8 protein-coding genes are annotated in these 12,507 nt (G+C 71.0%); 6 read left to right on the forward strand and 2 right to left on the reverse strand.

All coding sequences use genetic code 11. The features are described 5' to 3' along the window. Window positions 1–13 precede the first annotated feature (13 nt). From PA27867_RS02775 to PA27867_RS02800, 6 genes are all read left to right on the forward strand, one after another. On the forward strand, window positions 14–2,488 hold the full coding sequence (locus PA27867_RS02775) for a glycoside hydrolase family 3 protein (RefSeq protein WP_066592899.1): 2,475 nt from the start codon (window positions 14–16) through the stop codon (window positions 2,486–2,488). Window positions 2,489–2,496: 8 nt separating this feature from the next. Further along, on the forward strand, window positions 2,497–4,068 hold the full coding sequence (locus PA27867_RS02780; RefSeq protein ID WP_066592901.1) for a glycoside hydrolase family 43 protein: 1,572 nt from the start codon (window positions 2,497–2,499) through the stop codon (window positions 4,066–4,068). Between the two features lie 125 nt (window positions 4,069–4,193). Continuing rightward, the gene (locus PA27867_RS02785) at window positions 4,194–5,030 is read left to right on the forward strand and encodes an alpha/beta hydrolase (protein ID WP_066592904.1); all 837 of its coding nucleotides are present in this window, start codon (window positions 4,194–4,196) and stop codon (window positions 5,028–5,030) included. 136 nt (window positions 5,031–5,166) lie between these two features. Next, window positions 5,167–5,457 carry a hypothetical protein gene (locus PA27867_RS02790; RefSeq protein WP_157109096.1) on the forward strand — a complete coding sequence of 97 codons (291 nt, stop codon included), beginning with the start codon at window positions 5,167–5,169 and terminating at the stop codon, window positions 5,455–5,457. Window positions 5,458–5,710: 253 nt separating this feature from the next. Next, a complete protein-coding gene (locus PA27867_RS02795; protein WP_066592908.1) occupies window positions 5,711–7,969 on the forward strand; it encodes a glycosyltransferase family 2 protein in 2,259 nt (752 codons plus the stop codon). Then, entirely contained in the window at window positions 7,966–9,513 is a 1,548-nt protein-coding gene (locus PA27867_RS02800; RefSeq protein WP_066592910.1) for a chitinase, read from the forward strand. The genes PA27867_RS02795 and PA27867_RS02800 overlap by 4 nt, the downstream gene beginning before the upstream one ends. On the opposite strand, the gene PA27867_RS02805 is transcribed toward PA27867_RS02800, so the two are convergent. Beyond that, window positions 9,497–11,740, reverse strand: a complete 2,244-nt coding sequence (locus PA27867_RS02805; RefSeq protein WP_066592912.1) for a sensor histidine kinase — start codon at window positions 11,738–11,740, stop codon at window positions 9,497–9,499. The two genes, PA27867_RS02800 and PA27867_RS02805, sit on opposite strands and share 17 nt — an antisense overlap. Beyond that, entirely contained in the window at window positions 11,733–12,380 is a 648-nt protein-coding gene (locus tag PA27867_RS02810; RefSeq protein ID WP_066592915.1) for a LuxR C-terminal-related transcriptional regulator, read from the reverse strand. The genes PA27867_RS02805 and PA27867_RS02810 overlap by 8 nt, the downstream gene beginning before the upstream one ends. Between the last annotated feature and the right edge of the window lie 127 nt (window positions 12,381–12,507).

The raw sequence follows: 12,507 nt of genomic DNA on the forward strand, positions 1-12,507 counted from the left end.
AGCGATTCGCACCATGACGATCACCACCCCCGACGCCGCTGTCACCGACCCCACCGCTGTGCGCCTCGCGGCCCTGCTCGACCAGCTCACCCTGGAAGAGAAGGTGCTGCTGCTCACCGGCCGCGACTTCTGGACCACCGCGCCGATCGAGAAGATCGGCCTCCGCCGCATCCTGGTCTCCGACGGCCCGAGCGGCGTGCGTGGCGAGGTCTGGGATGAGCGTTCCCCGTCGCTGAACCTGCCGTCGTCGACGGCGCTCGGCGCCGCCTGGGACCCGGCCATCGCCCGCCGGTACGGCAACGTCGCCGCCGTCGAGGCCCGCCGCAAGGGCGTGGACGTGGTGCTCGGCCCGACCATCAACCTGCACCGCTCCCCGCTCGGCGGCCGCCACTTCGAGGCGTTCAGCGAAGACCCGCACCTCACTGCCAAGCTCGCCGCCGCCTATGTGGAGGGTGTGCAGGAGAACGGGGTGGGCGCCACCCCGAAGCACTATATCGCCAACGACTTCGAGACCGACCGGTTCACCGCGGACGTCGTCGTGTCTGACCGCGCGCTGCGCGAGCTGTACTTGCTCGCCTTCGAAGAGGCCATCACCGAGGCCCACGCCTGGCTCGTGATGAGCTCCTACAACTCCGTCAACGGCGCCACCGTTACCGAGAACGCCCTGCTCGAGACCCCGCTGAACTCCGAATGGGGCTTCGACGGTGTCGTGATCAGCGACTGGACCGCGGTGCGCAGCGTCAACAGCGCCCGCTTCTCGCAAGACCTGGTCATGCCCGGCCCGGCCGGCCCCTGGGGCGACGCCCTGGTGGCCGCCGTCACCGCCGGCGAGGTGGATGAGGCCGCGATCGACCGCAAGGTGCTGCGGCTGCTTACCCTGGCCGCCCGGGTGGGCGCGCTCGAGGGCTTCGAGCCGGCCGTCGCCGCGCCCGTGGTCGTCGAAGACGGCATCCGCTTCGCCAAGGAGGCCGAGATCGCTGGCAGCGTGCTGGTGCGGAACACCGGGGAGCTGCCCTGGGTCGCCGATACGCTGACGAAAGTGGCCGTGATCGGGCACAACGCCCGGTTCGCCCGCACCCAGGGCGGCGGCAGCGCCACCGTGCTGCCTGAGCGCGTGGTCACGCCGATCGACGGTCTGATCACCGCGCTGCCGAACGCGGAGGTGACCTACTCGGTGGGCGCCGTGGTGCAGGAAGGTATCGCCGAACTGCCGCTCGGCACCATCGTCAACCCGCACACCGACGAACCCGGCGCCCGGGTGCGTTTCCTGGACGCCGACGGCACCGAGCTGTTCGCCGAGGACCGCCGCGCCACCGCACTCGTGTGGTTCGGCGGCGACGCCCCGATCTCGGCATCCGCGGTGCTCGAATTCAGCACCCGCTACACGCCGGAGGAGACCGGCGAGGTGCTGCTCGGCTTCGCCGGTGCCGGCAATGGCCGCATCTACGTGGACGGCGCCCTGCTGCACGAGGAGCACGTGATCCCGGAGGGCACCGACCTGGGCGCCGCGTTCCTGTCGCCGCCCTCGGCGTCGGTGGCCGTGCAGGTGACTGCGGGCGAGTCGCTCGACCTCGTCGTGGAGTACGACATCGACCCGGAGGGCGCCCTGATGGGCGCGCTGTCGATCACCATCGGCATCGAACCCGACCAGTCCAACCCGGATGCGCTCATCGCGGAGGCCGTGGCCGCCGCGGCCGCCGCCGACGTGGTGGTGCTCGTCGTGGGCACCAACTCCAAGGTGGAGTCGGAGGGCTACGACCGTTCAGACCTCGACCTGCCCGGCCGACAAGACGACCTCGTGCGCGCCGTCGCCGCGGCCAACCCGCGCACCGTCGTGGTGGTCAACTCCGGCTCGCCGGTGCTGATGCCGTGGCGGGACGACGTGGCCGCGATCCTGCTCAGCTGGTTCGGTGGCCAAGAGTACGGCGACGCCGTCGCCGCGATCCTGCTCGGCGAGGCCGAGCCCGGCGGCCGCCTGCCCACGACCTGGCCGGCGACCCTCGAGGATGTGCCGGTGCTTGACGTCACCCCGGAGAACGGGATCGTGCGCTACGACGAGGGCATCCACATCGGCTACCGCGCCTGGCTGAAGGCCGGCACCGAGCCGGCCTACGAATTCGGCCACGGCCTGGGCTACACCACCTGGTCGCTCGACGACCTCACGGTGGACGGGTCCTCGCTGCCGGCCGTCGGCGCCACGACGGTGACGGTCACCCTCAGCAACACCGGCGAGCGGGCCGGCAAGCAGGTCGTGCAGGTCTACGCGTCCCGTGCCGACTCCACGATCGACCGCCCGGTGCGTTGGCTGGTCGGCTTCGCCGCCGTCTTCGCGGCCGCCGGCGAAAGCGTGAGCGTCGACATCCAGGTGCCGGAGCGCGCGTTCGCCGACTGGCAGGACGGCTGGCACTACGAGACCGGCTCGTACCTGTTCGAGGTGGGTACGAGCGTGACCGAGCTGCCGCTGTCGGCCTCGATCGTGCTGAACTGAGCGGCGTCATGAGCGACCTCTCCTGGCCGAACCCGCTGATCGCCGGGTTCTACCCCGACCCCAGCGTGGTGAAGGTTGGTGCGGACTACTACCTCGCCAACTCCACCTTCGAATACCTGCCCGGCATCCCGGTCTTCCACAGCACCGACCTGCTCGACTGGACCCAGATCGGTCACGTCGTCGAGCGCCCGGGCCAGCTCGCCTCGGCGCACGTGCCGACGCTGGGCGGAGCCTGGGCGCCGACCATCCGGCACCGCGACGGCGTGTTCTACGTGGTGGTGACGGATGCGATGGGCCGCGGGATGCTCATCTTCACCGCCACCGACCCGGCCGGGCCGTGGAGCGACGGCACCGTGATCCAGGGCGTGCATGGCATCGACACCGACCTCGCCTGGGACGAGGACGGGCTGGCGTACATCACCTACTCGGGCCTGGACGTGACCAGCGGTGAGGATCCCGGCGAGCACAAGGGCATCCTGCAGTTCACGGTGGACCTGGACACCGGGATCCCGCTGTCGGACCCGGTGTCGGTGTGGTCGGGCACCGGGCTGAAGTTCCCGGAGGCGCCGCACCTGTACCAGCGCGGCGGATACTGGTACCTGCTCATCGCCGAGGGCGGCACCGAGCGCGGCCACGGCATCAGCGTGGCGCGCGGCGAGCACCCGTGCGGGCCCTTCACCGAGGGGCCCGAGGTGGGCGGACCGGCCAACCCGATCCTCTCCGCCCGCAGCACCAACCGGCCCATCCAGAACACCGGGCATGGTGACCTCGTCGAGACCCCCGACGGCGGCTGGGCGATCGTGATGCTCGGCATGCGGCCCACCGGCATGACCCAGGCGTTCTCCGCGCTCGGCCGGGAGACCTTCATCACGAGCGCCCGCTGGGAGGACGGCTGGCTCGCCGCCGATCCGGTGCTGCTGAACCCGCGGCCGGGCGAGACCGTGTTCACGGATGACTTCAGCGGGCCGGAGCTCGCGCCGGAGTGGATCGGCGTGCGCCGGTACCCGGCCGAGCTGGCGACTCTCGCCGGTGGGGCTGCGGCGCGTGCGGGCGAGTCCTCAGCGGCCGGCCCGGTGGGCCGGCTCGTGCTGACCGGCGAGGGCGGCACCCTCGACGCCGAGCAGCCCGTTCTGGTGGGGGTGCGGCAACGTAACCCCTGGTCGAGCACCACGGTGCGGGTCGCGCCCGGCACCGGACTCGGCGGCCTGGGCGTGCGCTACGACGAGCACCACCACTACGAGATCGAGGTGGGAAACGGCGTGGTGACGGCGCGCGCGTGCGTCGCGGGCATCCGCCAGGAGTGGACGGTGCCGCTGGCGCCGGAGCACCTGGTCGACGGCGCCGTGACCCTGGGCCTGGACACCGTGCCGCCGGATGCGTCGTCGATCCTGGCCGGACTGACGAGTGACTTCGTGGTGCTCAGCGTGGGCACCGGGGCCGACCGGGTGGAGCTGGCTCGGGTGGACGGGCGCTACCTCTCCCAGGAGACGGCGGCCTCGTTCACCGGCCGGGTGCTCTGCCTGTACGCGGTCACCGGCGAGGTCTCTTTCGCCGCCTTCCGCTACACCGGCACCGACTGACCCGTCCCTCCCCTCCCGCGAACTGTGAGCAAAGCGCTAGAACCCAAGAGAATTCTTAGTACTTTTCTCACAGTTCGCGGGTCGGGGAGCGACCGGCGACTGTGCCAACTGGGAAGATCAGTCCCATGGACTCCCTGACGATCCCCGGCCCGCACGGCACCATCCCGATCCGGGTCTACCGTGCTGCCGGTGCGGATGCGAGCCCGGCGCTCGTCTGGGCGCATGGCGGCGGCTTCGCCTGGGGAGACCTTGACATGCCCGAGGCACAGTGGGTGTCCCTGGAACTCGCGGCGCTCGGGGTCACCGTCGTCAGTGTCGACTACCGGCTGGCTCCGGTGTCGGAGGCGCTCACCGACGGCGAGCCGGCCCGTGACGGGGTGCGTTTTCCGGTGGCCTCCGAGGAAGTCTCCGAATGCTTCCGGTGGACCGTCGCGCACGCCGGGGAGTGGGGTATCGACCCCGGCCGGGTGTCGCTCGGCGGTGCGAGTGCCGGGGGCAACCTGGCCGCGGGGGCGGCCCTGCGGCTGCGCGATGGCGGGGGTGAGCATCCGGTGTCGCTGATGCTCGCCTACCCGCTGGTGCACAGCGTGCTGCCGGAGCCCACCGCGGCCCTCGCGGCCATGATTGCGCTGCTGCCCGCTGAAGCCCGGTTCGAGCCCGACGACGTGCGCGCTCTGAACCTCAACTACGTGGGCGATCCCGCTGAACTGGCCAACCCGTACGCCTTCCCCGGCGGGCACGATCCGGCCGGGTTGCCGCCGACTTTCATCCTGAACTCCGACCACGACAGCTTGCGCTCGTCGGGGCAGGCGTTCGCCGCCGAACTGGCGCTGGCCGGCGTGGACGTGACCGTCTGCCACGAGCCCGGAACACGGCACGGGCACCTCAACGAGCCGGACAACCCCGGCGCGCACGCCAGCATCCGCCGTATGGCCGCCTGGCTCACCCGCCGCGACCTGTGAGTCACGCCCCGAAAACCGGAGTTCTTTGGGCGCTTGAGTCACAGTTCGCGGAACGGGCGGCGGGGGAGTGTGCCAACATGGGGCATGGCGCGGCAGGGGCGAGATGCGCATCCGCCGGCCGGGCATGGGGTGCCTGATGGATATTGCTCTGGGGATTGTGCTTCTGGCCGCATCATCAACGCTGTTCACGGCAGCGGTGCGGATCCGCGCCCGGGCCAACCCGCACGACCCGTTCCCCTTCTGGTCGAACCCGCCGGTACGGCCACCGCGCGCGAACCTGCTGCAGGGCCTGGCCGGCGCAGCGCTGATCCTCGGCGGCTTCGTCCTCTTCCCGGCCCTGGGCTTCTTCACCGCCCTCCTGTTCGCCGCGGCCACCGTGGCGCCGGCGCTCGCCATGCTCGGGCACAACCGCGCGGCGGTCGCCTGACTCCTGCTCGTCGGGGAGAAACCACCAGAACTGGTGGTCGGTGCCGCGATCTTCGGAATGGCGCAGCGGACACACTGTGAAGACAGGGACTCGCGGCGCGGCTCTTACCTAGGGAGAACGCCGCGGACGCGGCGGGACACTCCGGCGTGTGCGCCCTCTCCGAAAGGGACCACCGACAGTGAGCGCCAGATCCGAAAGGACAATCCGGCCGCGTCGCCAGCGAGGGACGGACAAAGATCCGACACCGCAGCCGATGCTGCACGCCATCCCCTCGGCCGCACGGATGGCTCGCGCCCGCATCGCCCCCGCGCTGTGCGTACTGCTCTGGCTCGCCTACCTCGTCACCGTGGTGGTTGCGCTCGCCCGCGGCGATGCGCTGGCCGACGCCACCCAGCTGGTGGAGACCATCGTGTTCCTCGTGTCGGTCACGATGCTCACCTTCTCCGCCTGCATGTATCTGCTGGCACGCTCGGCGGCGCTGCCCCGATTCGCGGCGCACCGGCGCGTCCGCCGGATCGTGCTCGATGAGCACGTCGAGCAGATGACCCTGAACGCCCCCAGGCCGGAGCGGGACAGCCGCGCCGATCACCGCAAGCCCCGTCTCGTCGCCCTCCTGCCCTCACGCACCGAAGACCCCGACCTGGTGCGGTTGTCGCTGTGGTCGGTCGCGCTCCAGGAATTCCCCGACCTCCACGTCGTCCTTCTCATCGACGACGATCCAGACCCCAGCGACCCGGATGAACGGGAATCCCTGCGACGCAACCGGATGCTCGCCGCCGAGATCATGGCCGATCTGGAACCGATGCGGCTGCGCGTGGAGGCCGCCTGGGTGCGCCTGCGCCGGTCGACCCTCGGCCCGCTCGGACGCCCCGGCGCCGCCGAGGCGACCGCGATCGTGATGCGCGAATACGCCGCCGCGGCCCAGTGGCTGCGAGCACGGGCGGATGCGGCACCGACGCGCACCCACGTGGAGGTGTTCTTCGCCAACCAGGTGCTGCGCACCCTCGCCACGAGTCTCGATGTCACCGCGACCGCGCTGCACGAGGCGCTGGAGCGCGACGAGACCCCGCTGTCGCACGCGAGAGCCGAACAGGTTCTGCATCGCCTCGTCAACATCTTCACGGTGGAGATGAGCTTCTTCGAGCGCAAGCGCTACGCCTCGCTCTCACACGCGCCCAACAAGGCGATGAATTTGAACAGCTACCTCGGCCTGCTCGGCGGCCGCTACCGCGAGCAGCACGACGGCCGCGGACTCGCGCTGATCCCGGTGGGGGCCCAGACGGCGGTCACCACCGACGGGGCGGCGTCGACCGACTCGGAGACGATCATCGACACGCCGGACTGCGAGTTCGTGCTCACCCTCGATGCCGACTCGATGCTGCTGCCCGAGTACTGCCTCCGGCTCGTGCACCTGCTCGACCAGCCGGAGAACCACAGGATCGCCGTCGCCCAGACGCCCTACTCGGCGTACCGCGGAGCCCCGACCCGCCTTGAACGCCTCTCGGGTGCCACCACCGACCTGCAGCACATCGTGCACCAGGGCCTGACCGCCTTCGGCGCCACCTACTGGGTCGGTGCGAACGCCGTGCTGCGCCGCTCGGCCCTCGAAGACATCCGGCGGGAGACCGTGGAGGACGGCCTGCGGGTGGTGCGCTTCATCTCGGACCGCACCGTGATCGAAGACACCGAGTCGAGCATCGACATCGCCGCGCACGGCTGGACCCTGCTCAACTACCCGGAGCGGCTGAGCTACAGCGCGACCCCGCCGGACTTCGGCAGCCTCGTCATCCAACGTCAGCGCTGGGCCGACGGCGGCCTGCTCATCCTGCCCCGGCTGCACGACCTGATCGTGCGCCGCCGCCGGCAGGGCGAGCCGCTGCCGCTCATGCAGAAACTCCTGCGCGCCAACTACCTGGGCTCGATCACCTGGGTCACCCTCGGCCTCCTGGCCGTGCTGACCCTGAACCCCCTGGGCGGGCAACTCGTGACCGCCCAACTCCTGCTCATCGCCACGCCGTACTTCGTCGAGATGGCCTCCGACCTGCGCTACCTGGGCTACCGGCGCCGTGACGTCCTGGGCATTTACGGCCTGAACCTGCTGATCCTGCCGGCGAACCTCGCCGGCAGCATCGGGTCGGTCGCTCAGGCGCTCACCGACCGGAAGGCGCGCTTCGTGCGCACGCCGAAGGTCAGCACCCGCACCCCCGCTCCGGCGCTCTACGTGCTGGCTCCGCTCCTCATCATCGGCGGAGCAGCCGCGATCGCCGTGCGTGCCGGCCTGGCCGCCGACTGGGGCACCACCGCGTTCGCCGGGTTCACCGCGCTCGCGGCCGCCTGGGGAGTCACTCGGCTGATCGGCCTCCGCGAAGCCGTCAGCGACCTGTGGTTCGGCTGGATGAACTGGATCTGGGTCGCCGCGCCACCCGTCGCCGCTCCCGCGCCCGCCACCGCGCCGGTCTGGTCGATCGTGGTCGACGACGGAGCCCTCGAAGCGATGGGAGCCCTGCGATGAGCCCGATCCGCGCACGCGCCACCTCCCGCTTCGCCGGTCGCCGGCTGTCCGCCGGAAGGCTGCTGCTGAGCCTGGCCGCGATGGTCCTCATCCCCGCGGCCGTCACGGCCGTCGCGGTGGTTCCCGGGCTGCCGCCCGCCGTGGCGGGCGCATCCGTCGACAGCCGTTGGTTTGCCGGATATTACGACGTCACGCTCGAGTCGGGCGCACAGCTGGCGGACAGCCCGCTCGGCACGTCGGCCGGCGGCGCGGTTCTCGCGTTCGTCGTGGCCGCCGACGCGGACGACTGCACGCCCACCTGGGGCAAGGCGTACAGCCTCGACCAGGCGGCGCAGACCTTCGAACTCGACCGCCGGGTCGAACGGATGCGCCGCGAGGGGCAGCCCCTCGCCGTGTCCTTCGGCGGTGCCATCAACACCGAACTCGCCGCCGCCTGCTCCTCCGTCACCGAGACCACGGATGCCTACCGCATCGTGATGGACCGCTACGGCATCGACGTGATGGACCTCGACATCGAGGGCGAGATGCTCGCCGACGACGAGAGCACCGCCCGGCGCGCCGAGGCCGTCGCCCGGTTGCAGGAGGAACGCCGGGACGACGGCGGCGCGCTCGACGTGTGGTTGACCCTGCCCGTCGCCCCGCAGGGACTCACCGCCGAGGGCCTCGCCCAGGTGGAGCAGATGCTCGACGCCGGAGTCGACCTCGCCGGGGTCAACGTCATGACGATGAACTACGGAACCGACGGGAGCGTCGCCCCGATGTCGTCATTGAGCATCGATGCGCTGAAGGCGACCGCGACGCAGCTCAGCGACATCTGGCACGAGCGCACGCTCGCCCTGCCCGCCGGCGGGGTGTGGGCGCTCCTCGGGGCCACGCCGATGATCGGCCAGAACGACGTGAAGGGTGAGGTCTTCACCGTCGACGATGCCCGCGCCCTCAACGAGTTCGCCACCGCTCAGGGGCTGGCCCGGGTCTCGATCTGGTCGCTCAACCGGGACCAGACCTGCGGCAGCAACTACCCGCACGTCAGCACCGTCGCGACGTCCTGCAGCGGAATCGAGCAGGCCGGCGCGAGCTTCGCGACCGTGCTCGAGGACGGCTATACCGGCACGCCGTCCGCTCGTCCGGCGGCCGTGACGGATGCCGACACCATCGCCGACGACGCGGAGACCAGCCCGTACCCGATCTGGTCGTCGCGCAGCTACTACTCAGCCGGCGTGATGGTGGTGTGGAACGGCTCGGTGTACGTGTCGAAGTGGTGGAACGAGGACGCCGCCAAGCCCGACGACCCGAGCCTCAACACCGACGCTTCCGCCTGGACCTACGTCGGCCCGGTGCTCACCACCGATTCGCCGTTCGCCCTGCCGACCCTGCCGGCCGGCACCTACCCGGACTGGTCGGCCGACGCTCTCTATGACCAGGGCGACATCGTGCAGTACGAGGGCACCCCCTATGAGGCCCGCTGGTGGTCGCAGGCCAAGCGGCCCGACCGGTCGGTCCTCGACCACGACTACTCGCCGTGGAAGCTCATGACGGGGTCCTGACCGGCTCCACCCTGGCCGGCCCGGCACCGGCCGGCTGGGGTCGGAGCGGTTGGGCTTGGGCGGCCGTGACCCGGGCGCCGGTGAACTCGGTTTGTGTGCCATCGACGGTGAGGCTCGCCTGGGCCGCTCGCCCGGCTGGGAGAAGGCGGCCGACCGCGCGGGTTTCCGCCGCCCCGATCGACTCGGCCATCCAGGCGAGGATCGGTGCGATGACGGCGTCGTCAACATATCCGCCGTTGTCGTCGAGCAGCAGAACGTCCACGCCGCGCTCCCGGGCGGCGGCCACCACGGTGCGGAGGGGATCGCGGGCCAACAAGCCCGCGCGCAGGCCGTCGCGGAGGTCTCCCTCGCAGCTGGCATACTCGCTCCGCTCCGCGTCGGTCGGCTCTGTCCCCCTGCCGATGCGCCGCAGCAACGGGATGACCGTCCGGGCGAGTTCCGCCACCCGGCCGGTCAGCTCCGACCGCGCGGCCAGAGTCCAGCTCTGCTTCTGCGCCGAGACCAGGGCTTCCCGGTGGAGCAGGGTGATGCGTCGCTGCATCCGGTCGACCACGACGAGGAGCGCCACGGCGAGCCCCACCAGGACCACCGGCCGCACCCCGACCTGCACGATCTGCACGGCCGGCGCCCCGCCGAGAACACCGGCTGTGACGAGGACCGCGACGATCACTCCGGTGCCGGCCAGGGCCACGCCGCTGCGCCCGCGTAGCGCGAGCGAGACCAGGAGGAACGCGGCACCGACGGCGAACCACATGGTGCCGTAGGAGAAGGCCAAGTCGTAGAGGACATGGGAGGCGATGACCCCGGCGAGCAGGCCGCCACCGGCAACGGAGACGACGAGTACGGTGCGGCCGAGCGACGGCACCCGGTGCGGAGCGGCCCGGAGGATCTCCGCGGCGACCAGGGCCGTCGCGAGCATCGCCAGTTGCAGCGGCCAGGAGTCGGGAATCACGATAGCCGCGAGAACGGCGCACGCGGCCTGGGTGGCGACGTAGATGTACGTGAGAACGGTGACGCCCACCCGCAGGGACACCCGGTTGTCCGGCAGCCCGATTTCCGGCATGGGGGCCACGGTCACGCGGAGGCGGACGACCGTTCCACGCCCGGGAGCCGAATCGATCTCGGCGCTGCCGCCGGGCAGGCGATTCATGCGACCCACGATGCTCTGCCGGATGCCCAGCCTGTCGTCGTTGATCCGGCCCGGGTCGAAGCCCGGCCCGTCGTCGCTGATCTCGACGCGGATCTCCGAGTCCGTATGGATGAGAACGACGCTGCGCGCCGCATCCGGAGCGTGCTGGATGCTGTTGCGCAGGGCCTGTCGCATCGCCCCGATCAGGGCTTCGTGAGTCTGGGCGAAGGTGGCACCGGATGACGGCGTGGCTTCTCCCCGCACGCTGAAGGCGACGCAGTGGAGCCGGGCCTCCTCGGCCAGAGCCGCGCGCAGCACGACCGGCTCGTGCGCGTGCCCGTCGGCCAGGGATGTCACCGTGGACACGGCCGCGCGCGCCTGCGCGGCGAGCCGTTCCCGTGGGATCGGAAGGTCGGTGGACGCGAGCACCAGGGTCGCGAGGACCTCGTCGTGCACCAGTGTCGCTGCCTTGGTGCGCGCCGCAAGCCGCCCGCTCTCGGCGGATTCCCGGGACGCCGAGACCGCCGCCGCCGCAGCCTCGCCGTCCAGCCCGCGTCCGACCATGAGCATGTGCCCGCCGATCACACAGACCAGCGCGCCGGTCAGAAGCGCTTGCAGGTCGTTGACCACGCCGTCGAGGTCGAGTCCGCCGTAGAGGGTGCGGAACACCATCCCGGCCGTCGTGCCGGCGATCACGGTCGCCCAGCCCAGCGCCCGGCCGCCGGCCACGAGCGCGGCCGCCGCCGCTGCACCGGTGGCCGACAAGGTCCACGGAATGCGATCGATCCCCTCAGCGGGCACCGCTGCCGGGAAGGTGACCAGGGTCATCCAGTACAGGGCCACGGCCAGCAGGGCGAGCAGGCGCAGCGTCAGATCCGAGACCCGGCGGGCGATGACGCCGGCCACGAGCGTGACGACGGCGGCGAGCCAGGCGATCATCAGCGACCACAGGGGGAACTGCCCCTGCCCGCCCTTCAGCAGGAAGGTCAGGTGAACGGCGAGGACGATCACGATGAGTAACGCCGAGTCGACGACGAGGATGCGTCGCGCCGAGCGCTCAGCCGTACCGATGCCCGCGGCCCGGCCGGTGCTAGTCACGCCGGGGCGCCTGCACGTAGCCGTCTTCGATGCCGCGTTGGTAGAGCTCCACCTTGGTCGCGGCCGACCGACCGAGCCGGTGGTACAGGGAGCGGATGCGGCGGAGATGGTCGTTGACCGTGTTCTCGGAGATGAACAGACGCTCCGCCACCCCACGGGCGCCCAAGCCCGACGCGTAGAGGCTGAGTACCTCGCGCTCCCGGAACGTCAGCGGAGCAGCGGCAAGCAGCGGGTCCGTGTCAAGGGCCGACGCCCACTCCGTGGTGGGCACCAGTTCGCCCCTCGCCGCGGTCTGCACCGCTTCGACGAGGGCCTGCCGGGGTGTGGACTTGCGCACGATGCCGAGCACCTCGGCCCGAGATGCGTTCCGCACCAGGAACGGGTCTTCACCGGAAGTGAGCACGAGCACATCGGCCCCCCAGTCGCGGATCAACCGCACGTTCTCGGCCGGGTCGGTGCCGTCCCGCAGGATCAGGTCGAGCAGCACGAGGTCGGCGTCGCGCATCCGGCGCACCAGGCCGGCCACGGATGTGGCATGGCGGGCGAACACCAGCCCGTCGGCCTCGTCGACCAAATTCTGCACCGCCAGGGCGACCAGCTCGTGGTCATCGACGATCGCGACCCTCGTCGTGGCCCTCATCTGTGCTCCTGATCTGTGGCGCTGCCCGCGTTGCCCCCGTAGGAGGGGAGGTGACCGGGCCTTATCGTCAGAATAGCGGTGCCGGAGGCCGGTTTTGTAACCCCGTCGGGGTACACGGGGAGTCAGT

Origin of the sequence: Cryobacterium arcticum (assembly GCF_001679725.1) — a bacterium.
In the GTDB taxonomy this organism is placed as follows: domain Bacteria; phylum Actinomycetota; class Actinomycetes; order Actinomycetales; family Microbacteriaceae; genus Cryobacterium; species Cryobacterium arcticum_A.

Coding starts and splice junctions, on each gene's coding strand:
- PA27867_RS02775 (WP_066592899.1), top strand. CDS start 14: ATGACGATCACCACCCCCGACGCCGCTGTCACCGACCCCACCGCTGTG.
- PA27867_RS02780 (WP_066592901.1), top strand. CDS start 2,497: ATGAGCGACCTCTCCTGGCCGAACCCGCTGATCGCCGGGTTCTACCCC.
- PA27867_RS02785 (WP_066592904.1), top strand. CDS start 4,194: ATGGACTCCCTGACGATCCCCGGCCCGCACGGCACCATCCCGATCCGG.
- PA27867_RS02790 (WP_157109096.1), top strand. CDS start 5,167: ATGGATATTGCTCTGGGGATTGTGCTTCTGGCCGCATCATCAACGCTG.
- PA27867_RS02795 (WP_066592908.1), top strand. CDS start 5,711: ATGCTGCACGCCATCCCCTCGGCCGCACGGATGGCTCGCGCCCGCATC.
- PA27867_RS02800 (WP_066592910.1), top strand. CDS start 7,966: ATGAGCCCGATCCGCGCACGCGCCACCTCCCGCTTCGCCGGTCGCCGG.
- PA27867_RS02810 (WP_066592915.1), bottom strand. CDS start 12,380: ATGAGGGCCACGACGAGGGTCGCGATCGTCGATGACCACGAGCTGGTC.